Origin of the sequence: Salinactinospora qingdaonensis (assembly GCF_039539445.1) — a bacterium.
Lineage (GTDB): Bacteria > Actinomycetota > Actinomycetes > Streptosporangiales > Streptosporangiaceae > Salinactinospora > Salinactinospora qingdaonensis.
In genome coordinates, this window is sequence record NZ_BAABDD010000002.1 from 106,109 (window position 1) to 128,293 (window position 22,185).

Genomic DNA, 22,185 nt, shown 5'->3' on the forward strand with positions numbered 1-22,185 from the left:
CGCGCGCCGAGCAGGTCGGCTGTCAATTCGTGTTTGGGGGGATTTCGATGATGCCGAAGGCGATGTACTGGGAGTCGGTGAGGACAGCGAAGCGGTAGGGCCCAAGCTCGGTGGGAGCGATCGGCACCTGTCCACCCAGCTCCAAGGCCCGAGCTGCCACGGCCTCGCAGTCGGATGTGCTGAAGGAGACCAGCCAGTGCGGTGAGGACTGTAGCGGCCATATGTCGGTCTCGGTGACCGGTGTCAATCCGGCGATCTGTTCTCCCTCCAACCGCCAGCCGAAGTGGACCTCGGGGGCCCGGGGGTTGGGGGTCAACTCCCAGTTGAACACTTCGCCGTAGAAGCGTTCGGCCTCTTTCGGCGCGCTCGTGGCCAGCTCGTGCCAGGCCAGCACGCCCGGCCCGGTGCGGCGCTTGGGTTGCCGGCCCGACCGGGGCTGCCACAGGCCGAACACCGCGCCGCTGGAATCGGAGCACACCGCCACACGCCCGCCGTCCATAGCGTTCATCGGGCCGCGCAGCACTTGCCCCCCGTTGGCGCGGATTCGCTCTACCGCCGTCGTCACATCATTGGTGCCGATATAGACACGCCACAGCCGGGGCGTCCGGTCGGAGTGCGTCGGCCCTGCGGTGGCCACGCTGCGACCCCCCAGGGTGAACACTATCCGGCCGCTGACTTCCGGACCTCCGGGCTCGGCCTGCCAGCCGAAGAGTTCCCCGTAGAACCACTGCGCCGCTTCCAGGTCAGGCGTCGGGAGGTCGGCCCAAACTGGTCTCCCGTCGAAGGGGTTGTCCGCTTTCTCACCCATGCACAGACCTCCACGGATACGTGCGACGCTGCGCGAGCGTGCCCTTACTGCGATGGTGTCACCCGAATCTATCGCATTCCAGCAGCTCAACACGGTTTTACGGCGAAGTTCGCCGCATGCTGGGGGTGTGGCTGGGGCCGGGAGTGCGACGAACGAACCGCTTCCACGTTCGGTTCTCTCGGTATCCGTCGATCCCGCGGCGCCCCGCGGCGCGAGACGTCGGCTGTTGATGGCGCGCAGGCAGCGCGGGTCGAACCACCAGAGCAAGGCCAAACGCACGGTCGCCGTGGCCCGGTGCAAGGTCGGCCACGCCAGGCGGGACTTCCTGCACACGACCACGACTCGACTGGTGGGCGAGCACGCCACGATCGCCATCGAAGACCGCAACGCCTCCGGCGTGATCGCCTTGGCGAGCGGTACGGCCGAGGCCCCGGGCGGGCTGGTGTGCCCGAAGGCCGGGCTCAACCGGGCGTTCCTGGACGCCGCCCTGGGCGAGTTTCGCCGCCAGTTGGAGTACAAGGCCCACCGGGCCGGGCGCACCGTGGTGCTCGCCTGGCTTTTCCCCAGCAGCAGGATGTGTTCGGCGTGTGGGCACCTGCTCGCCGAACTGTCGCTGGGCACCCGGTATCGGACGTGCCCTACCGGCCGTAGCCGCCACACTTCGTGGCTGTCCTCGTCCAGTGCCAGGCCGCTGACTGCCAGGCGGCCGGGGTGGGGGAAGCCGATCCGCCGCAGTGCCGCGCGGATGTGGGCGATGGCCTCCTCGAAGCTGAACGGCTTGGTGACAACGCGCTCGGGGCGCTGGCGTCAGCCGATCGTGGCGACGGCGGAGCGGATCTGGCGCTCCAGCGCGGTTGCCCCAGCGCGGTTGTCGATCTCGACGTGGGGCACCGGCGGTGCGGCGTCGGGGCGGGTACGCCGGATGAATTCGGCGAAACCGTCGAGCTTGCCGGTGTCGCGGGCGCGGCCCCGGTCGGTCAGTCGCCCGCGCAGTGTGGCCTCGTCGCAGCGCACCCATACCAGGCGCACCGGCTCGCCGCCCAGCTCCGTGACCCAGGCGTGCCAGCGGCGCGGGCAGCGAATCTGTCCCGTGAAGGGGGCCACGAGCAGCACCGGACACCCACCGGAGCGGATCTGTCGAGCGGTCGCGGTCATCCCCTCGTACTCGTGAGGCTTGATGTGCTCGTCGTACCAGGCGCCTTCGCGCTCTCCGCCGGAGCGGCCGTAGGCCGCCAGCATCGCCGCCACGAAACCGCTGTAGAGGGTGTCTTTGTCCAGCAGCGCCGGAACGGGGCGCACGTGAGCCAGGAGGCGGTCGGCGACCGTGGACTTGCCCGCGCCGGGTGCGCCGGCCACGACCCACACGGGCGCCGGGGTGGCTGCTGGAGGCACGTCGTCACCCTTTCCGTTCGGCGCGTACCAGCGCACCGCCACCGTTGCCTTCCCGCATCGGCGACTACAATGATCTACGGCGTAAAGGTGGTGGGAGGTAATTGCCGGCACCGCGGCGGGCACCACCGCGAAGGCCCGCTTAGGAATCACCACCCAACAGGTCGGGAGCGTAGTACTCGTCCACCGGCATCGGCCCACGGTAGCCCTGGCACATGCACTTGCGGTAGCTGTTGCTCGACTGGCCGGTCCAGCGGCCGGGGATCACGACCTGGGCCTGGCAGACCTTGTTCTCGGTGTCGTGAAAGACCAGATGGTGCCCACACCCGCAGATGGGCTGCGGAGTGTGCTGGCGCGGGGGTTCCACTGCCGCTTGCTGCGCCTGCTTGCGCCCGGATCGGTTGGACATCATCCGCCCGACGGCCACGCCTCCCAGCGCGATACAGGCGCCGACAACCAGACTGACCGGCTCCATCCATAGCACCGCCCTTCCATGCCCGTGACTCCTTTATTGTGGCCTACCCGCGCGGCGCGCGCCCTCGCCCACCATCGCCGACAAATCCGTCTCCGCAGTCTTTGCAGCGGGGCAGTGCTCGTCGGCCACAACGGTCACGCCCCCTTGTCCCCGACGCCGGGCTCGCTCCCGCAGCCGCTTCAGCGTTGCCACATCGGCGGCGTGGGGCCCCAAGAGACCAGGGGTTTCCACCGTTATCGGCACTCCCGCGCTCACCGGATGGTCAAACAGCGCGGTGAACGGATCGGTACCGATATACCCTGCCCCGATGTTTTCATGGCGGTCCTTGTTCGCCCCGCAGCCCACCTTGGAGTCGTTGGCGTGGATCAGCCGTAGTCGCTGCGGGCCGATCACCTCGCCGAGCAGGTCCAGCATCGCCGCCATCCCCGTCACAGTCGCGATGTCGTGTCCCGCGGCGAAAGCGTGCGCGGTGTCCAAGCACACACCGGCCTTGGGGTGGCGCTCCAGCGCGTCGAGATAAGGGTCCAGCTCGTCCACGGTGGCACACAGCACCTGCCCTTGGCCCGCCATCGGCTCCAGCAGCACCATCGGCGCGTCCTCGCCTAGCCCGTCCAGGATCGGCAGCAGCCCCTCGCGCATCCGTCGCAGCCCTTGCGCCCGCGTGCCGGCGACCGCCGAACCGGTGTGCACCACGACGCCGCGCGCGCCGATCTCTTGCCCGCGCCGCAGCGCATGCGCCACGGCGGCCACCGATTTCTCCCGCACCTGGGCGTGGGAGGACCCCAGATTCACCAGGTACGGCGCATGGACGAACACCGGCAGAGCCTGGCTGCGCTCGCGCAGCAGTGCGTCCTCAGCAGCCACACCGGCTGGCCGAGCCCACTGGCGCGGGTTGGTGACACACACCTGGATCGTCTCGGCTGCGATTTCGTCGGCGTAGCTGAGTCCGCGGGTCGCCAACCCGCCCGAGACCGGCACGTGCGCCCCGACAGGCGAAGAGGGAGGGGGAGAGGTGAACATGACCACCCCAGCCTAGGGCCTCTCCGCGCGTTTCCACCGCCCGGTGCGGTTCTCTCCCCGGCCGCTGGGGCCGCTGTTGCAGCCTTGGGGGATGGCACCTAGGTAGGGCTGAGTATTCCGACTCAAGCGTCCCTCCGGCCGGGTTTGTCAGGATGGTCCTATGACGAGGAGTCGCTTCGCCGCGGGGCTGGGACACCTGATCCAGGCAGCGGTCATCGGTGCCGGCTGTACCGTGGCGGTCTCACTGCTCGCCTTCGGCCTGGCCTGGGCGATCAGCGCGTGGACGGGGGAGACCGTCATCGGCGCCAACATCGGGCTGGGGTTGGCCCTGTTCGCCCTGCGTCTCGTCGCCACTCCGGCCCTCGGCTGGTGGTTGGCGCGCCGGGTGGGCATCCCCCGTCCCGGCACAGCCACGCTCGTGGCTGTCGTCCTCTACCTGCTCCTCGCCTGGCTCAACCCCATGGACCTCGCCCCGCCCGCCGTGTTGCTCGCCCAATGCCTCCAGGGAGCCCTCGCCGGAGCGGGAGGCTGCTACGTTGCCATGCGCCTGTCCCGAAACCACTAGCGGTCCCCGCCATGTCGGCCCGCCCAGCAAGAGCATCCTTTCCCGGCAGGGCTGTCGACGGGGGAGCGCCCAACCCGCCTTCTGTCTTCGTGACGCCGCAGCCCTCAAGAGCCGCCACCGCAGCAGCGAGCTAGGCCACGGCCGGGCGCCGTTCCAACGCCTCGACCGCGTTTTGGGCTTCCACCGTCTGTAGCAGCGCCAGCATTGCTTGGTTGAGCGGCACGGCAAGACCGTGGCGTTCGGCCGCACGCACCACGGAACCGGTGATCAGGTCATGCTCCAAGCGCCGGCGGGCAAGCCGGTCGTGCAGCATCGACGTGCCGCTGTGCGGATGCATCGCAGCATAGAGATCCAAGGTCTGCTCCACGTCGTCGCCCGACAGCGACGCCCCCTCGGCCACACCCACCGTCACCGCCTCCCGCAGCAGCCCCCGCGCCAATTCTCGCAGCCGTGGCTCTTGCAGCGCGCCGATGCGCCGCAGCGTGAGCGCGGTCAGCGGATTGGCGGCCACATTGGTCAAGAACTTGCGCCACGCCGCGGTTGTGAAGTCCTGTGCTGTCACCACGTCCACTCCGCCAGAGCCACCTGCGGCGAACAGGGCCGCCAACGCCGACCCCGCCGCGGTGTCGGGCACCACCAGCCGCCGCCCCCACCGGTGCACCACGTGGGTACGCGAGACCCGCTCCGCCGAGATGTAAACCAGCGCGGGCAGCAACTCACCCACCACCAACAACGGCCCGATACGCTCCTGGTGATCGACCCCGTTCTGCAACGCCACCACCCGGGTGGCCGGGCCAGTCAACGCCCGAATCCAGCCCAGCGCCTGCTGGGTGTCGTAGGTCTTGGTGGCCAGGAACAGCCAATCCACTGGCGCGGTCAGCCGGTCGGGCCGCGTCACCGCGGGCAGCGACAGCCTCTCCTGCGCGCCTTCGCGTTCCACCGTCACCTCTGCCAGAGGCGAGCGCACGCACAGCGTCACCTTGTGCCCTGCCCGGTGGGCCGCGTGGGCCACGATCGTCCCGATCGCCCCGCCCCCCACCACAGCGACCCGCTGCCGACGCTGCACCCCCGGTGGCCACGCGGCCGACGCCGACGCCACGGCCGTCGACTCCGTCATCGTTTCTCCGTCCTTCACAGCGCATCTCCCTCCCAAGCTCGTTCCTGATCGTGAAGGGCGGGTATTGCGGCGCCGTCACCGCTGCTGGACGTAGCCGTTAACTGTCGAACCGTGCCGTGTCGGCCGGGGCACCGCGCGTTGGCCCATCGGCCCGTGTCCGCGCTGCCGGAATCGTCGGGAACCGCTAACCTGCCCTGCGTGAGTACCGCACCGGAACCCCTGACACTGCACGACGTGATCGAGGCGTTCGAGGGCAGCTACGATCCCGCGTGGGCCGCCTCCTGGGATGCGGTGGGGCTGGTGTGTGGCGAGCCCACCCAACGAGTGCGCAGGATCGTGTTCGCGGTCGATCCGGTGGCCGACGTCGTCGATGAGGCGCTCCACTGGGGCGCCGACCTGATCGTCACCCACCATCCGCTGCTGTTGCGCGGTGTCAGCAGCGTGGCCGCGACCACCCCCAAAGGCCGATTGATCCACCGGTTGATCAGCGCCGGCACTGCCCTCTACACCGCCCACACCAACGCCGACACTGCCGCTCCCGGAGTCTCGGACGCCCTGGCCGCCGCCGTCGGGCTCGAACCGACCTCCCTGCGTCCGCTCGCCCCCGATCCCACCGACCCCACGGGCCGACGCGGCATCGGCCGCATCGGGACGCTGCCCCAGCCGATGCCGCTGCGTGCCTTCGTCGAGCAGGTCAGAGCCGGGCTCCCCGCCACGGCTACCGGTGTCCGTGCCGCGGGAGACCCCGAGCGCAGGGTCGCCACTGTCGCTGTTTCCGGCGGTGCAGGCGACTCGCTGCTTGAGACCGCCCGCGCCGCCGGAGTTGACGTCTACCTCACCTCGGATCTACGGCACCACCCGTCCTCGGAGTTCGTCGAGCATGGCGACATCGCTCTCATCGACACCGCCCACTGGGCCAGCGAATGGCCGTGGCTGACCGAGGCGGCCAAGCAACTCACCCACGTGTTGGCCAGCCAAGCGACTAACGTGGAGACGCGCGTCTCCACGATCGTCACCGACGCCTGGTCGCAGGCGTTGTGACGTTCCTGGCCTCCGCTGCTGTAGTCGATCCCGTTACGAAAGAAAACTTGAGGATCTCGTGAAAGCCGAACCCGTTCACCAGCGGCGCCTGCTCGACGTGCAGGATCTCGACACCGCATTGGGCCGCGTCGCCCACCGCCGGCGCACCATGCCCGAGGCCACCCAGGTCCAGGAGTTGGACGCGCGGCTGAGCGAATTGCGCGACGCGCTGGCCGCAGCCGACACGGCCCTTGCCGACATCGACCGCGAGCAGCGCAAGGCCGAGTCCGACGTCGAGCAGGTCCGGACTCGGACCGACCGCGACAGCCGGCGCCTCGACGCCGGGCAGGTCTCCTCTCCCAAGGAACTGGAGAGCCTACAGTCCGAGATCGACTCGCTGCGGCGGCGCCAGAGCGAGCTTGAGGAGATCGTCTTGGAGATCATGGAGCGCCGGGAGGCGGCCGAGGAGCGCCGCTCGGGGCTGCAACGCGAGCTGGAGGAGGCCACCGCGACCCGCGCCACCGCCGAGGAACGCCGGGCCGCAGCCCTGGCCGAGCTCAAGGCCGAGGAGTCCGAGCTTCAGCAGCAGCGCGAGCAGGCCGCCGCCGAGATCCCCGACGACCTGCTCGCTCTCTACACCAAACTCCGCGACCAGTACGCCGGCGTGGGGGCCGCGGCGCTGCGCCAGGGCCGCTGCGAGGGCTGCAAGCTCGCCTTGAGCACCGCCGAGCTCAGCGAGATCCGCACCGCGCTCTCCGACGAGGTCGTGCGCTGTGAGCAGTGCCGCCGCATCCTCGTCCGCACCCCCGAGTCGGGCCTATGAGCCGGCGACTGGTCGTCGAAGCCGACGGCGGCTCGCGCGGCAACCCGGGGCCGGCGGGCTTTGGCGCGGTCGTGCGCGATGCCGACACGGGCGAGGTCCTCGCTGAGATCGCCGAGTCGATCGGGCGTGCGACCAACAACGTGGCCGAGTACCAGGGCCTGATCGCAGGGTTGGGCGCCGCCGCCGACGTCGACCCGGAAGCGCTGGTCGAAGCGCGGCTGGACTCTAAGCTCGTCGTGGAGCAGATGTCGGGGCGCTGGCGCATCAAACACCCCGACATGCGCCCGCTGGCCCGCAAGGCCCACGACATCGCGGCCGGCTTGGGCAAGGTGAGCTACGTCTGGGTGCCGCGCGCCGAGAACACCCACGCCGACGAGTTGGCCAACCGCGCGATGGACGCCGCCGCCCAGGGGCGGCCGATATCGAGCGCCTCCCACGAACCCGCCTCGGCCGCGCCCGCGCGCGCCGCGCCCCAGCCCGCACCCCCCGACACCCAGCCCACCCGGGTGCTGCTGCTGCGCCACGGCCAGACCCCGTTGTCTATACAGCGCCGGTTTTCCGGCAGCGGCGATGTTGCGCTCACCGAGGTCGGCACCGAGCAGGCCCGAGCCGCGGCACGTCGGGTCGCCGCCCGCGCCGGCGACCCCGTCCAGGTTGTCGTCTGCTCGCCGTTGCGGCGCGCGCGCGATACCGCGGCGGTGGTCGCCGAGGCGCTGTCGGTGCCGGTGGAGATCGAGGAGGACCTGCGTGAGGCCGACTTCGGCCAGTGGGAAGGGCTCACTTTCGCTGAAGTGCAGCAGCGCTGGCCCGGCCAGCTCGACCAGTGGCTGAGCGATCCCAGCAGCGCGCCCGTGGACGGTGAGAGTTTCGCGGCGGTGGAGCGGCGGGTCGAGGCGGCCCGGCAGCGCATCCTGTCCCGCCACGCCGGCGCGACGATCCTCATCGTCAGCCATGTCACCCCCATCAAGTCGCTGCTGCGCAACGCCATGCTCGCCCCCGCGGAGGCGCTGTACCGGATGCAGTTGGATCTGGCGTGCCTGAGCGAGATCCACTACTTCAGCGACGGCCCGATGGTGGTGCACTCGTTGAACGACACCGCCCACCTGGAGTGAGGTGGTTTGCCGGCGCCGCGGCGCCGGCAAACCACCCGTCCCACCCCGCCGCGTGGGAAATACTGGCGGGACAGGCCACGTTGTTCAGGGACGTACAATCGCCGGGGAGGAGTCGGCCAGGTGGTCGCGGCGCCGCGCGGCGGCGTCGAGGAAAGTCCGGACTCCACAGGGCAGGGTGGTCGGTAACACCGACCCGGGGTGACCCGCGGGATAGTGCCACAGAAAACAGACCGCCACCGCGCGCGGTGGTAAGGGTGAAACGGTGGTGTAAGAGACCACCAGCGGCCGGAGCGATCCGGTCGGCTTGGTAAACCCCACCCGGAGCAAGGTCAAAAAGGGGAACCATCGCGTTCCCCGCGCGGATGTTCGAGGGTGGCCCGCCCGAGATCCGCGGGTAGACCGCATGAGGCTGGCGGCAACGTCAGTCCGTAGATGGATGGCCGCCCGGTCCTTTCAGGACCGACAGAATCCGGCTTACCGGCCGACTCTTCCCCTTTTCCCTTTCTTCCCCGCGTTCCCGCGGCGCCGGAAGAGACGTATCCCGGATCTGTCCCGGTGACCCGTAGGCGACCGAGGGTGTTGAGGCCACGCGGAGAACCGCAGCGCCGGACTTCTCGAAAGCGCCTGCCGCGGCCCGCGGTCGCTTCCGCTCGGAAACCATGGCGCAGACCTGGCCAAATCTCGGGACGGCGGCGGGGCGTGGTGATCACCTCAGGTAAAGCCCACCCATAGACAATGAGCCCCCTTGTCCGGGGGCCATGCGGTGGGCTGATCGCCTCAGGCCCAACCCACTCGTGGGCTGTCGAGATCGCGCAGCGATCGAGGCGCGAGTGACGGGAAACGCCGCGCGATCTCCTTCCCCACCGCGCCGCCCGCCCCGCGTAGGCGGGGATGGTCCGGCGCGTGCGACGCGTCGGCTCGGGCGAACAGCCGTCCTCCCGGCACATGCGCGCAGGATCGGGCGACACGCCCCGCCGGCGCGGCCCGGCGTGCGGCCCCGGGAGTTTCGGCGCTTTCGGGGGTGTGGCACAGTGAGTACCCGACCGGTCCGGTTGTGTGGGCTTTCGGAGGGGCATGCGTGGGAGGCCGCCGTGGGTGGATCGTTGCGCTGGTCGTGCTGGTCGGCGGGGTCGCGGTGGGCCTGGCTTCATTGGGCGCCGACCGGGTCCCCTCCACCGCGCGGGAGTCCGGATTGGACCACCATACGCTGCCCGCCCTGCTCTACTTCGCTCTGGTCACATTGGTCGACACCTACCTCGGATGGTGTGTGATCCCGGTCTTGCTGGGCTATGGGGCCGTACGTTCGCCGGGGCGGGCGGCGGCCACCGGTGCGACGTTCGCGCTCGTGGCGCTCACCGCCTACACGGTCGCAAGACACATCGCGCTGGTGCACGACGCTCAGAAATTGGCGGCCCTCGACCTGCCGCCGAGCCCGACGCAGGTGCCCGATCCCAGCGTGCTGGACACCGCCGTGGGGGTGGTGCTGTCCCCGCTGTTGGTGGTGGCCGTGGCCGGCGCCGTCCTCGGCGCCCTCGCCGGCTATCACGCCCGGCGGCTGCCGTTCCTGCTGCTCGTGCTGGCCGCGGCGGTCGCGGTGGACCTATGGCGGCGTACGAACACCCCGTGGCTGAGTATCGCCAACGGCGTCCCGAACGTGCTGCTGGTCGCGGCGGGGATCGTGGCGCTCGCCTGGACGGTGGTCGCGACCCTCCGGATGCACCGTGGCTCGTCCACCGCGTCCTCCGGCGCTCCTCGGCACCCCTGAACGGGCTGGTGTACTTGGTCAGCACGTTGGTGACAGTCGGCTGGTAGGGGGCCCGGCCGTCGAGTGCGGTGCGAGGGCTGTGGGGTTCTTCGTTCGCTCGTGCCTCGATCGCCGGCGATCTCGGCAGCCTGCGGAGCGGCAGCGGAGGCGCTTATCCGCGTGCGCCCACCGCCTGCTCCTCGCCGCCCGTCCAAAAAACAGCCCCCAGCGCACAGCAGCGCTCCTGCGCCTTCCGTTACGGAGGCGCGGGGACGTGTTTCCGGGGGAGTGCTCTAGTGGGGGATGCCGTCGATGATGCCGCGTGCTCCCTTGCGCAGCAGGTCGGCGGCGACATAAGCGCCCAACTCGGTGGGCCGAGCAATGGAGTCCCATTCTTGGGAGTAGGCGAACCTGCCGCCTTCCCGAGTGAACACCATCCCCAGCAACGACAGTTGCCCGTCGGCTGTGGTGTGGGCATAGCCCGCAATCGGGGAGTTGCAGTGTCCGCGCAGCCCGTGCAGCATCGTGCGCTCGGCCGTGATATGGGTCCGGGTCGGAGAGTCGTCGAGCAGGCGGAGAAGTTCGACGGTCGCGGCGTCGGCGGTGCGGCACTGGAGACCGATCACCCCGGAGCCCACCGCCGGACACATCACCTCCGGGGCGATGAGTTCACTCGCGCGGTGCTCCAAGCCCACCCGACGCAACCCCGAGAAGTTCAACACGATCGCCTCGAACCGTTTCTCCTCATCCAGCCGGGCGATGCGCGTGTTGACATTGCCCCGCACCCGATCCACATGGAGGTCGGGGCGGTGCTTCAGCATTTGGGCTTTGCGCCGCACCGCCGAGGTTCCGACGCGGGTGCCCGGCGGCATCTCTTCCAGACGTTGGTATTTCGAGCCTTCGCGTACCACCAAGACGTCGCGTACGTCCTCGCGTGGCAGGTAGGCCGCGAATGCGGTCCCTTCCGGTAGCGGGGTGTCGCCGGGCACGTCCTTCATGGCGTGTACGGCGATGTCGATTCTGCCCATGAGCAGGTGCCGGTCGATTTCTTTGAGGAAGGCGCCTTTGCCGCCCAGCTCGGCGAGGTCGCCCATCCACCGGTCGCCGGAGGTTTGGATGCCCACGATCTCGGTGGGGAGGTCGGCGGTGTCGCTGATGAGGCGCTGTGCGAGGCGAGCTTGGGCCATCGCCATGGGGGAGGTGCGCGTTCCGATGCGCAGCGGGGGCCGGTCGGAAACCATGCGACCAAGGTAGGTGCTCACGGTTGCCGGTTCGCCGTGGGTGGGTACCAACTCGTCGGGCATGAGGAGTGTTTCTCCAGTTCATCGCCGATAGCGCAGGGGCGCAGGGCATGTCCCTCGCCCGGTGGGTGAATGGTGCCGCCCGGCCTGGCCGCGGGGGCGGACCGGGCGGCGAGGACGGTTTGGCCACGCCCCTCACCCGTGGCCAAACCGCCGGGGGCGGGCCGTCGGCTCCGTGGGGAAGGGCCCCGCGCGAACCTCGGGGCGGCCCCTTGCGGGCGGAGCCGAGTCGGCCCTGCTTACGACGGCTCTGGCGGGCCACACCACACCCACCGGCCGTCAAACTGCCGGTAGCGCCCCTGCGCTCCGGAGGGCTCCAGGCGAAACACCGCCCCCGTGGTTGCGTGATCAGCCAGGAAGTCCGGGCTGATCTCGAACTCGGCGCCGTCCAACGGGCCGCCGTGCAGCGTGATCGTGGGCATGTGCTCTCCTCTCCAAACAGGGGGTGTCCTCTCGGGAGGCAGCGGGCCGATACCGGTGGCCCACCGGCAGGCGCATCGCCGCCCCGCCTGGGCTGCTGTGGGGCCTGGTGTAGCCCGCGTCGCGGGCGCCGCAGCCACGGTCGTTTAGCTATGTGGCGCTGTCCCCGGTGACGACGTGCACGGCGCGCCCCCACCCGCCTCGGGTGGGGGCGCTGGTATTCATGTACCGCCCGCTCCAACAGTTCCCCCGAGCGGCGCACCCCCGGCTTACGGTGCAGCCCGGTATGGGCCATGAGGAACACCGGCTCATCGGGGGTGCCGGCCGTGTCGACCACGACGTGGCCGCCGCACAGGGCAGCCGTCACCCGCAACGGCGTGTAGCCGGCTTGTTCGGCCGCCTCCTGGCGCAGCTCCTCGACATGGTCAGCGAGGTGTTCGAGGAGCCAGTCCGGGGCCGAGAACAGGTCGTGGAACGCGGTCAGCTCATCGACGCTGACGGTGACCGCGTCGATGCGTTCCAGCACCCGCTCGAAATGGTGGAGACAGTCCACGATCGGGGCGATGCCGGCGCGGATCTCGTCGGGGGTGGCGTATCGGGTCGGCGGGTTGTGATGCTGCTCTTCCTCGTTTTCCCAGCTCGCGGGGGCGGGCTGGGGCTGGTAGTCCTCGACGAGGACGGCGAGGGTGCAGGCCAGGCGCAGGATCGGGTCACACATCATGTCTCCAGAAGGGGGCGAGGAGCTGCCCCACCCCAGGGTTCGCAGGGCGGCCATCCCTGGGGGGGAGCTGTCTATGGGGCGCCGCCCCCGGGCGGGCCTTCCCTACCCGCTAGTCCCGGAGGCGGCGCCGAGCCGGTCGACACCTGAATCCGGCTGTTCGGGCAGCAGTGAGGTTTCCCCTCGCTGCTGCCCGGTGGTGGGCCGCCCGCCGTGTCTCGTGACTCCGGGGGAGGAGTGGTGGACAGCAGGCGGGCGGCCCGGTCTAGTAGGTACTCATCCACGACGTGTCTGGCTCGGTGGCGAGCAGCGCCCGTTCCTTGGGGTTGTCGAGGAGCCGCGCCGCCTGGAGCAGGGCCTCCCCGAGGCGGCGTGCCACGTCGACGGAGTTCTTCTCGGTTTCGGCTGAGGGCTGGAACACCAGCGGTTTCCGGTCTCTGCCCATGTGGACCACGACGGTGGTACCGGCCAGCTCGGTGCGGATCGCGCCGGGCTCTGCCATGCGGGCGAGTTGCTCGCGCGTGAACGAGGGCTGGAAGGGGTGGCCGCGCGTCACAGCCGCTCCAGCCGGTCGAGCACACGAGGCGCAGGACCTCCAGTGAGGGGCGGCCCTGGCACGCCTGATGGATCTGGGAGAGCGGCGGGTCTTCCAACGCGGCGGCCATCTCGGCGGCGGTGTCGACGTGGATCGTGGGGGCGTAGCCGTCGTCACGCCGATTGTTGGCGACATAGCCGGCAGGGCTGCCGTCGCGGTCGCGGGTGCGGTAGAGGCGCCACCGATGACCGAACCGGCCGATCAGATGGGGCAGGTCAGCCGATTCGGCGTCACGCTGGTGCGCAAGCGTGCGATCATGATTCCGCTCGGTGGTTGCCGCTAGTGATGTGCATGACGCGGACGGTAGGGACACACGTGTCATAGACACCCTCTCGGGTTGGGCCGCTGAAGCGGCGATGTGGATGAATGCTCTCCCAGGGTGCATGCTTCAATTTGAAGCGTCAAGATGAACACTTCAAATTGATGGAAATGTCCAAGTTTTCGGGAGACGTATGATCAGCACGCCAGCATGTATCGACCAGAGGCGGATATGAGGCAGAGCCCTACTGTGCGCAAACGTCGTCTCGCAGCAGAGTTGCGCCGCATGCGCGAGGCTGCCGGCTACACCGTGGATCAAGCCCGTAAAGATCTCCGCTGGTCCACAGGGCGCCTCAACAAAATGGAGGCAGGTTCCTCCAGACCAGATCCGAGCGCGCTCAAGGACTTGATGAACCTTTACGGCGTCACTAGCCCAGAGCGCCGGGAGGCGATACTTGCGCTGGGACGCCAATCGAAGGAGCGTGGCTGGTGGGACACCTATAGTGACGTGCTGCCTGACAGCTATATCGGTTTCGAAGCCGAAGCCTCAGCTATCAGCACGTTTCAACCGACTGTCATCCCTGGCCTGCTCCAGACCGCGGACTATGCGGCTATGAGCGCTCGGATTGCTCTTACCCGTACTGACGCCCAAGTGGATCGGATCGTATCCGCACGGCTGGAACGACAGCAGCTCCTCGACTCTGACGATCCACCAGAGTTCCATGCCGTGATCAGTGAGGATGTGCTGGTCCGGCTATGGCACACCAACACGTCGCTAGCACAGCAGCAGGTGGAACACCTCATCACGATGGCGGAAGCCCCGAACAACACCGTCACTATCCAGATCCACCCACATACGGCGGGAATGTACGCTGCGACCTTTGGGGCCATGGTCATACTTGACTACACGAACGAGCTTGATCCCAGCATCGTCTACCTGGAAACGCGCTCCGAAGGGCTGTATGTGGAGGAACCCACCCATGTGGCAGCCTATCGGCAGGCGTTCGACCACGTCAGTATGGACGCATTATCCAAGGCTGGGTCGATCGAGCTGATGGAGAAGATCATCAACAAGTGAGGAAGAATGCATTCATCCGAATTGAAATTCCGCAAGTCTAGCTACAGCGCTGGTGCTTCTGAGTGTGTCGAGGTTGCTGCCCTGCCCTTCGGCGCAGCCATGCGTGACTCGAAGCATTCGGAACTGGGGCATCTGACATTCGACGCTTCTGAGTGGCGCGCTTTTCTCGCTGAGGTGACCCAGTCGAGGCTATAGGCCAAAAAGACGAACTCCCGGCGGTGACCGCCGGGAGTTCGCTGCATTCATCCGCTGTCATCATACAGCATCATAGGGAGATGCTGAGGTGAGCAAGGGCGTCACCTGAGTATGAGGTGGTCGGGGTGTCGACCCACAAGGTGTGCTGTCCCTCTGGGGTGACGGTGAGTCCGAGCCGGTCGCGGCCGGGGCAGCCTGCGGTTTCCCACGCTTGGCGGGCAGCGCCGATCTCGGCCCACAGGTCGCGAGGGCCGTGCCACACGGACTCATACTCGCTGGCGTAAGGGACGTATTCGCCTAGCGCCCATGAGCGGGAGCCGTCGCGGTCGAACACGTAGATGCTGGCCTCCCCCGAGTCGTCCTGCGCTTCATAGACCACGTAGTCGACGCCGGGCACGAGCACACCGACAGTGGTCTCCCAGCCCGCATCCCGCTCGGCGATGATCCTCGGGTTCACGGTGATCCGAGCAGGGGTCGTTTCGTCGGTGTCGACGTCGATGAACACGCCGGCACCCCCGAGAGCGGTGCGCTGCCCGCGCAGCCACATGAACGGCGCGTCGCCGACGATCCGCCCGTGCGCCGCGTCGTTGGCCACCAGCAGTCGCAGCAGGACCGGTTCCGTGAACCCGGTGCCCCACGGCGCGACGACCACTCCGCCAGGGGGTGTCTGCTGTATCCAGGCTGGGGGCACGTGGCGGGCGGCGACGGTGGCCAACACCCGGTCGAACGGCGCCCGCTCGGGGGCGCCGGCCGCGCCGTCACCCACCAGGAGAGTGGGCTTGTAGCCGAGACTGTGGAGGGTTTCTCGCGCCTGGGCGGCCACATCTTCGTCGACCTCGATCGAGACCACGTTGTCCTCGCCTAACCGCTCGCACAACAGCGCGGTGTTGTAGCCGGTGCCGGTGCCGATCTCCAGCACCCGCTCGTCGTCGCGGAGATCGAGGGGCTGAAGCATGGTGACGACGAGTGAGGGTTGGGAGATGCTGTTGGTCGGGACCCGCCCGCGCCCGTCCGTGCCGGTAGGGTGGCCGTCGTCGACCTGGGTGACGATCGCGTAATCAGCGTAGACGTCATGCTCCCACTCGGCAGCGGTGCGGTCGCGGGGGGAGCGCCATCCGTCGTCGTCGCGTGGCCAAATCGTGGCGGGGATAAAGGAACGGCGGGGCACCCGCCGCACCGCGTGTTCCCACCCAGGGTCGGTGAGAACGCCCCGCTCGAGGAGGCTGTCGGCGAGCCGGTCAGGGCCGGAGGGGAAAGTCATTTCCGTTTGCCCTTGTTCTGGCCGTCTTGTTCTTGGCCATCTTGGGAGGGTTTGATGCGCTCGCTGCCGCCGTGTTTTTGGCTCTCGGTACCGTCCGCGAGTGGAGCCTCCCCGTCCCTTGTCCTCGGAACCGGGCTTGCCGTGTTTCCCGCCGCCTTTGTCTTCGCCCATCGGGGGGCCTTCCTCACCAGGGGGTTCTTCAAGGAAATATAACCCTGTGTATTATGTTCGTCACTTGGAGTTGCCGAGTGTGGCCAAATCATTGTCTGCTCGTCCTCAACTGGGCCGTTGCCGCGGCCGTTGTATGGAGAGCGGGTGCGCACCACGAGAGCGAAGAGGCGACGGGGAGCCCCAGCCGGTCGCGGGTGGGGATAGGCCGCGGGGCGCGGGAGGCTGGTGTGGACACCCGGTAATGGCCGTGACACACTTCTCCCCTGTATGCGAGGGGAGAAAATGAATACCACCTGGGAGTGTTGCGCACTCACAGACTGTCCATGGTGCAGCCGTGACGATCTACCGTGCCACCACTGTGACGGGACCGGCCGGTGGGCCCCCATGCAGCCGGTCAAAGTCGACGAGGGAGCCGTCCGCTGGCAACGCATCGCGGACACGTGCCGAATGTGCACCGGGACCGGAAAAGAGCACGGCTACATCCCGGTGTCGCTGTAGCCTCGGAGCCTCCCATGGGGCTCCGAGGAATTCACCCAGTTATCCGATTACCCCCGTTTGCCGCACTTCTCGCACACGGTAGTGGTGCCTGGGTTCACATGCCCGCATGAACACCGCCACTCCAGATCCTCAGGTTTGGTGGACAGCGAGGGCGTCGAGGGGGCACCGGAGCGTATCCTCCCACCCGTTGGGGCAGCATACGGCGGCGACGAAAACGCGCGTGTCGCCTCGCAGGTGGTAGTTCCAGGTGATGTCACGGCCGAGGGAGAGATCGTGGATCGCTGCTGCATACCGTTCCTCCGTCGGTTTCCAATACGGACTATCGGTGTCCAGTTCGTGCTGGATGGCTTTGTATTGATCAGCCATCCATTGCGTGGCTTCCTCTGGCGTGTCCCATGTGTCCGAAATCAGGTAGGCGGGCTTGCGTAGCCACCAACAGATTTTGATTGGGGGGACGGGGGACTGGTGGAACCGAGGCCCATTAATGTGGGAGTTGGCCTGTTCTTGGACACGTTCGTGCTGGGTTCCGCGCCAAAAATAACCGTGATAGTGCATGAATTGTGAATTCTAATTCTAGTTTTTTGGGGGTGTCACCTGGTATGACCGGGTGTGGCCAGCTCACCCGGCTAGGTTCTGTTGTGCGAACGGCCGTGGTGTGGGGTGCGTGGGGGTGTTCTTCGTTCGCTCGTGCCTCGCTCGCTTCGCGATCTCGGCAGCCTGCGGAGGCGCTCACCGGCTTTCGCTCACCGCCCGTCCAAAAACAGAGCCTAGCCACGTCGAGACGCGGCACCTAGTGGACAGAGTGGGCCGCTGCCAACAACCACCCGTGGGTAGGACAATGGCCGCCCTCATGGGGCCTGCCTCCATCATGCCGCTGAGTCGGCTCTAACGTTCGGTGGAGCTGCAAGAGGGTGGCCAGTCACCCACGCCAGGTTCCCGGAGCCGCTGTGTTTTCGTCGGTCGGGAGTGGGGAGGTGGCCTCGTTCGCTCCTGCCTCGATCGCCGCGCGACCTCGGCGGCCTCAAGGGCGCGGCAGCCTGAGGCAACCGCCACCGCCGGCCACACGCCTCCAGGTGTGAGAACGATAGGGTGGAACACGTCGGACCTTACGCTTTTCCGGCCTCCCGGGGGCGGTGGGCCCGTCTCCCAACCCGGGTTCGTTCCGGTTCACTCCCAGCTATCCGAGGTTGAAACGGTTATCCGGGACTCAAGAAAGCGCGGGTCGACCGCTTTCTTGAGGGTATTTGCGCAGGTCAGAATGTAAGCCGCTTCGGAATTGGGCTGACCGGCCGGCTCGTCCCGCCCACACCTCTGCCGCGCGGCAGGGGCACCGCTAGATTGGGATACACCGTCTCTGGTGAAGCGGGTGTTTCGTCGGACGGTCGGGCTCCGTCGTGACTAGTTGATTCGGTGGTTATGGACTCCTCGCTCACCTGGGTGCTGCTGTTCGGGCTGCCCCTCCTCGCGATCGCCGCGATCATCGGGTTCGCCGTCTACCATGCGTCCCCGGTGGAAAACGATCAGCGCGACGAGCGCAACGGCGACGACAACACCGGATAGCCGAGGCCGCTGCGGCGACGGGACGTCGGTGCGCTCGTTGCGGCGTTTCTCCTCCCGCGCCACCGCGAGAGGAGAAACGGTTGACTGCACTGGTGGTCACGCCTGACCTCACGGCTCGCCCCGGGGTCAGTGCGTTGGCTCTGCCCGCTTCACCGCAGCCTCGGACTCCTCAGCGGTACCGGTGACCCCCACACCCTTGTGGGCCTGGCTGTCGCTCTCCGGTGCGGACAGTACCTCCTCGGGAACGGGGACGAATCGCTGCGCCTGCTCGTCCAGGATCTGCACGCGCGAGGTCTCCAAGTCGAAGTACATCCCCGTCAGTTCCAGCGTCCCCGCCTCGAAACGCCGGCGTACCACCGGGTAACTCAGCAGGTTCTCCAGTTGCCGCACGACGTTGGCCTGCGACATCTGGCCCACCGCTTCGGCCGATGGCACGTTTTCCGAGGCCGGCTGGAAGGCCCGATCAGGGCCGGCGTGGTGCAGCCAGCGCGCCAGTTGCCCGACCTCCGCATCGCCGGTGTCCTGGCTGGTCCCCTCCAACAGCGCCTGCATTGCCGTGCAGTGGGAGTGCCCGCAGACCACGATCGAGGGCACCTCCAACACGGTGACGGCGTACTCGATGGCGGCTCCCACCGAGTCGTCGCTGTTGGGCTGGTAGGGCGGCACCAGGTTGCCGATGTTGCGTACGGTGAACAGATCCCCCGGCCCGCTTGCGGTGATGACGTTGGGGACCAGACGCGAGTCGGCGCAACTGATGAACAGCACTTTGGGCTGCTGACAGTGCGCCAGCCGGCGCATCGTGGTACGCATCCGTTCGGTGGTACTGGCGTGGTACTCGCGTGCTCCCGCCAGAAGCAGCCCGGAGACCGGCCCGGTGTCGTCATGGCTGCGCCGCCGCGCCCACGAGCGGGCGAGCCCCCGAGGCAGCAGGGTCTTCGCCGCGGGCGCGTCGAGTTTGGTGCTGCGCTCGTACCAATTCTCGTGCACCTCGTCGATGTCGACCTGTCCGCCGCTCCGTTCGTGGTCGACGCGCCAGGCGTGGATGGACTCGAACGCGGCATGGTCCATGAAGTCCACATGCAGATCAAGATCGACCTGTGCCCCGGCGGGGATACTGCGCAGCACATCGGTCACGCGCGGCACACCGAGGAAAGTCAGCGAACCCTGCACCACGATGTGCCAGCGTCCGTCGCGTTCCTCGGTGAGCACGCTCATGCGCGTCAGCCGCCGCAGGGAGACCAGCACGGCCAGGGCCAGCCCCACCAGCACCCCTTCCATCAGCCCTAGCAGGAGGACACCGGTCATCGTCACCAGGTACACGCTTACCTCATGGTGCTTGCGCAGGTCACGAAGTTGCGCCAGGTTGACCATCTGCACGCCGATGAGGACGAGCAGCCCCGCCAGCGCAGCCATGGGGATGTGTTCGACGAGAGGGGTGAACAGCGCCACTAGGAGGATGACCCACACCCCGTGCAGGATCGCCGACAAGGGGGTGCGTCCCCCGGCTCGTGCGTTGGCGGTACTGCGCACGATCACGCCGGCGACGGGCAGCCCGCCGAGCGCCCCGCTGGTGGCATTGGCCGCGCCCTGCCCGATCAGTTCGCGGTTGAGCCTGATGCGCCTGCCATCGTGCATGCGGTCGACAGCGATCCCCGACAGCAGCGACGCCACGCTGGCCACCAGCGCCAACGTCGCCACCGAGACCACCACCCCCTGGGCCTGATCGGGGTGGGGCAGGGCGGGGCCACTCCATGCATCGGCCATGGACTCGGGCAGGTTGACCCGCTCCACCGGCCACCCCATGAAGCCGGCGAGCGCGGTCGCCACTCCCACCGCCACGAGTGCGGACGGGACCTGGCGCGGTCGCAGCCGTCCGATATCGGGCAGGCGCGACCACACCAGCATGCAGCCGATCGTCACCACCCCCACGACCACCGCCGGAGTGTGGTTGTGGGCCAGTTGGTGGGGCAGTTCTGCGAGGTTGGCCACCGGCGAGCTTTGCGGGTCACCGCCCAAGACCACGTGCAACTGGGCCAGCGCGATGGTCACGCCGATGCCGGCGAGCATGCCGTGGGTGACCGCTGGGGAGATCGCCAGCGCTGCCCGCGCGACACGAAACGCACCCAACGCGATCTGCACCACACCGGCGAGCATGGTGATCAGGCAGGCCACCGGCCAGCCATAGGTGTGGATGATCTCGGCGACAACGATGGTCAGGCCCGCTGCCGGCCCGCTGACCTGGACAGCCGACCCGCCTAGCGCACCGACGACGATCCCGCCCACTGCGGCGGAGATGAGGCCGGCGATCAGCGGTGCGCCCGAGGCGACGGCGATCCCCAACGATAGCGGCACGGCGACGAGAAAGACCACAAGTGAGGCCGCGAAATCCCCCGGGACGTTGCTGAGTAACTGAGTGCCGGAAAGTCGTCCGAGGACCCTGCTGGTCACCGATCCGTGTAGGGACCGCGTTCCCTGGGCGTCTTTGTGCATGCTTCCCCCCGACGGGTCGACAGACGGCGCTCTGGGCACGGCAGCACCGTCGGTGTTGCCACGATCGCTGGCGCGACGGTGCATAACACTGAGATTTGATTACTCTTTGACTTGTGTTACGGACCAAGAGTAATCAACATACGGAGGGGTGCACGACTTTTTTAAGTTAAATCGAAGTTTCTTGTGGGTTTTGACCTGTGCTTTCGCTGCGTCCGCCCTGTGTGTTCCGCGCGGTGGGGCCACGTCGCCCCTGCTGTACAGGAAGTCAGGCGCGCGGCAACGAGCCCGGTGGCGGGGCGACCATCAGGGAAAACATCCCCGCCACCCCAGGCGTGAGCCATGGGGCGAAGTGAACGGCCCCGTAGGCCCACCACTCGTCGTCAGGTCCCTGGTCCCACCCGGCAGGCGCGACGACGAGACGCCATTGACGCCCTCCGTGCGACTGGCGCTGAGGGCTGTGCCGCTCGAGAATCGGTCAGTCGAATGAGGAGCCGTCACCGTAGCGGTAGGGAGCGGAATCGTAGGCGTCGCGGTCGTCGTAGTAGGGCTCGGGGTAGTGCGGCCAACCACCGGAATAGCTGTATCCGGGACCGCTGGAAGCGTAGCCACCGTAGGGGTCGGCCGGATCGTAGTCGCTGAGCACGTCGGCGTAGTCAGCGTAGGAGGGCGGCGGTGTGCCCCCACCGGACTGTTCGTAGGGGGTGGTGTAGTCGGTGGTGGGGGTGTGGGAGCCGGTCTCGTAGCGCGGGGGGTAGTCGTCGCCGCGCGCGAACGAACCGCCACCGGAGGAAAAGCCCTGCGGTGGCGTGCTGAGCGCATCAAAACCGCTGTTAGCCCCATACGAGAACGGAGCCTGCTCATTCGTGCCGCCCGACCACCCCTGCTGGTGCCACGAGGAACCGTAGGCCGGCTGTTCGTAGGGGGTGGTGTAGTCGGTGGTGGGGGTGTGGGAGCCGGTCTCGTAGCGCGGGGGGTAGTCGTCGCCGCGCGCGAACGAACCGGTCGTGTCTTCCTGGCGGAAACCGCTGGATGGCGGCTCGGTCGGCACGCCGCCTACGCCACTCTGGCCCGTCACCGAGCTCCCCGAACCGAACGAGGAAGACTGCGGCGGCCTACCGGGCGTCCCCGTGGTGTCCCTCGACCACAGCGGTGCGCCCCCGCCACGTTCGGCCCCCGAGGGGGAGGGGAAGCCCGGCTCGTCCAACGGATCGCCATATCCCTGTCCCCGCACAGCGGAGGGATCGGGCGCACCACTGCTGTAGCTGGGCGCCGTTGGTCCCTGGGGCCGACTGTAGTTGCCGGTGTCGTAGGGGGTGGTGTTGCGGTTGGTGTCGTAGCCGCCGAGGTCGTAGGAGGCTCGGGTGTGGTTTCCGGTGTCGTAGGGGGAGCGGTGGTGCGCTACGTCGAGCGGGGCCTGAGGCGGCGTAGGCCGGGTGTGGTTGCCGGTGTCGTAGGGGGTGGTGTTGCGGTTGGTGTCGTAGCCGCCGAGGTCGTAGGAGGCTCGGGTGTGGTTTCCGGTGTCGTAGGGGGAGCGGTGGTGCGCTACGTCGAGCGGGGCCTGAGGCGG

General features: G+C 68.1%; 21 protein-coding genes, 1 other RNA gene and 2 pseudogenes. 12 read left to right on the plus strand and 12 right to left on the minus strand.

The window, feature by feature from the left end; translation table 11 throughout:
- Nucleotides 1-22: 22 nt before the first annotated feature.
- Complete coding sequence (locus tag ABD848_RS02690; RefSeq protein WP_344966905.1) at nt 23-808, minus strand: VOC family protein; 786 nt, start codon at nt 806-808, stop codon at nt 23-25.
- A 229-nt stretch (nt 809-1,037) separates the two neighbouring features.
- Between ABD848_RS02690 and ABD848_RS02695 the strand changes: the two are divergent.
- Nucleotides 1,038-1,439 (plus strand): annotated as a pseudogene (locus ABD848_RS02695) (zinc ribbon domain-containing protein); the annotation flags it as partial.
- Nucleotides 1,440-1,615: 176 nt separating this feature from the next.
- Here ABD848_RS02695 and ABD848_RS02700 read toward each other — a convergent pair.
- The 3 genes from ABD848_RS02700 to ABD848_RS02710 form a co-directional block, all read right to left on the minus strand.
- Complete coding sequence (locus tag ABD848_RS02700; protein WP_344966907.1) at nt 1,616-2,200, minus strand: AAA family ATPase; 585 nt, start codon at nt 2,198-2,200, stop codon at nt 1,616-1,618.
- Between the two features lie 139 nt (nt 2,201-2,339).
- Nucleotides 2,340-2,672 (minus strand): hypothetical protein, encoded by a 333-nt coding sequence (locus ABD848_RS02705; protein ID WP_344966909.1) that lies wholly within the window; start codon nt 2,670-2,672, stop codon nt 2,340-2,342.
- A 33-nt stretch (nt 2,673-2,705) separates the two neighbouring features.
- Nucleotides 2,706-3,692 (minus strand): deoxyribonuclease IV, encoded by a 987-nt coding sequence (locus tag ABD848_RS02710; RefSeq protein ID WP_344966911.1) that lies wholly within the window; start codon nt 3,690-3,692, stop codon nt 2,706-2,708.
- Between the two features lie 160 nt (nt 3,693-3,852).
- On the opposite strand from ABD848_RS02710, the gene ABD848_RS02715 reads away from it, so the two are divergent.
- Nucleotides 3,853-4,257, plus strand: coding sequence for a hypothetical protein (locus ABD848_RS02715; protein ID WP_344966913.1), 405 nt, complete (start codon nt 3,853-3,855; stop codon nt 4,255-4,257).
- 130 nt (nt 4,258-4,387) lie between these two features.
- Here the strand turns inward: ABD848_RS02715 and ABD848_RS02720 are convergent, their stop codons facing one another.
- Complete coding sequence (locus tag ABD848_RS02720; RefSeq protein WP_344966915.1) at nt 4,388-5,374, minus strand: 2-dehydropantoate 2-reductase; 987 nt, start codon at nt 5,372-5,374, stop codon at nt 4,388-4,390.
- Nucleotides 5,375-5,593: 219 nt separating this feature from the next.
- Between ABD848_RS02720 and ABD848_RS02725 the strand changes: the two genes are divergently transcribed.
- The 5 genes from ABD848_RS02725 (at nt 5,594) to ABD848_RS02745 (ending at nt 10,094) form a co-directional block, all read left to right on the plus strand.
- Nucleotides 5,594-6,415 carry a Nif3-like dinuclear metal center hexameric protein gene (locus ABD848_RS02725; RefSeq protein WP_344967310.1) on the plus strand — a complete coding sequence of 274 codons (822 nt, stop codon included), beginning with the start codon at nt 5,594-5,596 and terminating at the stop codon, nt 6,413-6,415.
- A gap of 58 nt (nt 6,416-6,473) precedes the next feature.
- Nucleotides 6,474-7,217 carry a zinc ribbon domain-containing protein gene (locus tag ABD848_RS02730; protein ID WP_344966917.1) on the plus strand — a complete coding sequence of 248 codons (744 nt, stop codon included), beginning with the start codon at nt 6,474-6,476 and terminating at the stop codon, nt 7,215-7,217.
- Nucleotides 7,214-8,329, plus strand: coding sequence for a bifunctional RNase H/acid phosphatase (locus ABD848_RS02735; RefSeq protein ID WP_344966919.1), 1,116 nt, complete (start codon nt 7,214-7,216; stop codon nt 8,327-8,329). The genes ABD848_RS02730 and ABD848_RS02735 overlap by 4 nt, the downstream gene beginning before the upstream one ends.
- 108 nt (nt 8,330-8,437) lie before the next feature.
- Nucleotides 8,438-8,822: RNase P RNA component class A (rnpB, locus tag ABD848_RS02740), an RNA gene on the plus strand.
- A 585-nt stretch (nt 8,823-9,407) separates the two neighbouring features.
- On the plus strand, nt 9,408-10,094 hold the full coding sequence (locus ABD848_RS02745; RefSeq protein ID WP_344966921.1) for a hypothetical protein: 687 nt from the start codon (nt 9,408-9,410) through the stop codon (nt 10,092-10,094).
- A 272-nt stretch (nt 10,095-10,366) separates the two neighbouring features.
- On the opposite strand, the gene hemC is transcribed toward ABD848_RS02745, so the two are convergent.
- Nucleotides 10,367-11,377, minus strand: a complete 1,011-nt coding sequence (gene hemC, locus ABD848_RS02750) for a hydroxymethylbilane synthase (RefSeq protein ID WP_344966923.1) — start codon at nt 11,375-11,377, stop codon at nt 10,367-10,369.
- Between the two features lie 236 nt (nt 11,378-11,613).
- Nucleotides 11,614-11,796, minus strand: coding sequence for a hypothetical protein (locus tag ABD848_RS02755; RefSeq protein WP_344966925.1), 183 nt, complete (start codon nt 11,794-11,796; stop codon nt 11,614-11,616).
- 284 nt (nt 11,797-12,080) lie between these two features.
- Between ABD848_RS02755 and ABD848_RS02760 the strand changes: the two genes are divergently transcribed.
- Nucleotides 12,081-12,662, plus strand: a complete 582-nt coding sequence (locus tag ABD848_RS02760; protein ID WP_344966927.1) for a hypothetical protein — start codon at nt 12,081-12,083, stop codon at nt 12,660-12,662.
- Nucleotides 12,663-12,777: 115 nt separating this feature from the next.
- Here ABD848_RS02760 and ABD848_RS02765 read toward each other — a convergent pair whose 3' ends face one another.
- Entirely contained in the window at nt 12,778-13,068 is a 291-nt protein-coding gene (locus ABD848_RS02765) for a hypothetical protein (protein ID WP_344966929.1), read from the minus strand.
- Between the two features lie 67 nt (nt 13,069-13,135).
- Here ABD848_RS02765 and ABD848_RS02770 point away from each other — a divergent pair, with 67 nt between their 5' ends.
- From ABD848_RS02770 to ABD848_RS02780, 3 genes are all read left to right on the plus strand, one after another.
- Nucleotides 13,136-13,390, plus strand: coding sequence for a hypothetical protein (locus tag ABD848_RS02770; protein ID WP_344966931.1), 255 nt, complete (start codon nt 13,136-13,138; stop codon nt 13,388-13,390).
- A gap of 207 nt (nt 13,391-13,597) precedes the next feature.
- Nucleotides 13,598-14,443 carry a helix-turn-helix domain-containing protein gene (locus ABD848_RS02775; RefSeq protein WP_344967313.1) on the plus strand — a complete coding sequence of 282 codons (846 nt, stop codon included), beginning with the start codon at nt 13,598-13,600 and terminating at the stop codon, nt 14,441-14,443.
- A gap of 6 nt (nt 14,444-14,449) precedes the next feature.
- Nucleotides 14,450-14,638: a DUF397 domain-containing protein gene (locus ABD848_RS02780; protein WP_344966933.1), complete on the plus strand. Its 189-nt coding sequence runs from the start codon at nt 14,450-14,452 to the stop codon at nt 14,636-14,638.
- Between the two features lie 70 nt (nt 14,639-14,708).
- On the opposite strand, the gene ABD848_RS02785 is transcribed toward ABD848_RS02780, so the two are convergent.
- Nucleotides 14,709-15,899, minus strand: a complete 1,191-nt coding sequence (locus ABD848_RS02785; protein ID WP_344966935.1) for a methyltransferase domain-containing protein — start codon at nt 15,897-15,899, stop codon at nt 14,709-14,711.
- Nucleotides 15,900-16,697: 798 nt separating this feature from the next.
- A complete protein-coding gene (locus ABD848_RS02790; RefSeq protein WP_344966937.1) occupies nt 16,698-16,934 on the minus strand; it encodes a hypothetical protein in 237 nt (78 codons plus the stop codon).
- Between the two features lie 1,050 nt (nt 16,935-17,984).
- Here ABD848_RS02790 and ABD848_RS02795 point away from each other — a divergent pair.
- Nucleotides 17,985-18,128, plus strand: a complete 144-nt coding sequence (locus ABD848_RS02795; protein ID WP_344966939.1) for a hypothetical protein — start codon at nt 17,985-17,987, stop codon at nt 18,126-18,128.
- A 126-nt stretch (nt 18,129-18,254) separates the two neighbouring features.
- Here the strand turns inward: ABD848_RS02795 and ABD848_RS02800 are convergent, their stop codons facing one another.
- Together ABD848_RS02800 and ABD848_RS02805 are read right to left on the minus strand one after the other, a co-directional pair.
- Nucleotides 18,255-20,618 carry a bifunctional SulP family inorganic anion transporter/carbonic anhydrase gene (locus ABD848_RS02800; protein ID WP_425567400.1) on the minus strand — a complete coding sequence of 788 codons (2,364 nt, stop codon included), beginning with the start codon at nt 20,616-20,618 and terminating at the stop codon, nt 18,255-18,257.
- Nucleotides 20,619-21,093: 475 nt separating this feature from the next.
- A pseudogene (locus ABD848_RS02805) lies at nt 21,094-22,185 on the minus strand (hypothetical protein); the annotation flags it as partial.

Excerpts from the sequence above, each read along its gene's own strand:
- ABD848_RS02760 (WP_344966927.1), top strand. The coding sequence starts at position 12,081 with ATGGGCCATGAGGAACACCGGCTCATCGGGGGTGCCGGCCGTGTCGAC.
- ABD848_RS02770 (WP_344966931.1), top strand. The coding sequence starts at position 13,136 with ATGGATCTGGGAGAGCGGCGGGTCTTCCAACGCGGCGGCCATCTCGGC.
- ABD848_RS02780 (WP_344966933.1), top strand. The coding sequence starts at position 14,450 with ATGCATTCATCCGAATTGAAATTCCGCAAGTCTAGCTACAGCGCTGGT.
- ABD848_RS02735 (WP_344966919.1), top strand. The coding sequence starts at position 7,214 with ATGAGCCGGCGACTGGTCGTCGAAGCCGACGGCGGCTCGCGCGGCAAC.
- ABD848_RS02755 (WP_344966925.1), bottom strand. The coding sequence starts at position 11,796 with ATGCCCACGATCACGCTGCACGGCGGCCCGTTGGACGGCGCCGAGTTC.
- ABD848_RS02690 (WP_344966905.1), bottom strand. The coding sequence starts at position 808 with ATGGGTGAGAAAGCGGACAACCCCTTCGACGGGAGACCAGTTTGGGCC.
- ABD848_RS02800 (WP_425567400.1), bottom strand. The coding sequence starts at position 20,618 with ATGCACAAAGACGCCCAGGGAACGCGGTCCCTACACGGATCGGTGACC.
- ABD848_RS02715 (WP_344966913.1), top strand. The coding sequence starts at position 3,853 with ATGACGAGGAGTCGCTTCGCCGCGGGGCTGGGACACCTGATCCAGGCA.
- ABD848_RS02790 (WP_344966937.1), bottom strand. The coding sequence starts at position 16,934 with ATGGCTGATCAATACAAAGCCATCCAGCACGAACTGGACACCGATAGT.
- ABD848_RS02785 (WP_344966935.1), bottom strand. The coding sequence starts at position 15,899 with ATGACTTTCCCCTCCGGCCCTGACCGGCTCGCCGACAGCCTCCTCGAG.
- ABD848_RS02795 (WP_344966939.1), top strand. The coding sequence starts at position 17,985 with ATGGACTCCTCGCTCACCTGGGTGCTGCTGTTCGGGCTGCCCCTCCTC.
- hemC (WP_344966923.1), bottom strand. The coding sequence starts at position 11,377 with ATGCCCGACGAGTTGGTACCCACCCACGGCGAACCGGCAACCGTGAGC.
- ABD848_RS02775 (WP_344967313.1), top strand. The coding sequence starts at position 13,598 with ATGAGGCAGAGCCCTACTGTGCGCAAACGTCGTCTCGCAGCAGAGTTG.
- ABD848_RS02720 (WP_344966915.1), bottom strand. The coding sequence starts at position 5,374 with ATGACGGAGTCGACGGCCGTGGCGTCGGCGTCGGCCGCGTGGCCACCG.
- ABD848_RS02710 (WP_344966911.1), bottom strand. The coding sequence starts at position 3,692 with ATGTTCACCTCTCCCCCTCCCTCTTCGCCTGTCGGGGCGCACGTGCCG.
- ABD848_RS02705 (WP_344966909.1), bottom strand. The coding sequence starts at position 2,672 with ATGGAGCCGGTCAGTCTGGTTGTCGGCGCCTGTATCGCGCTGGGAGGC.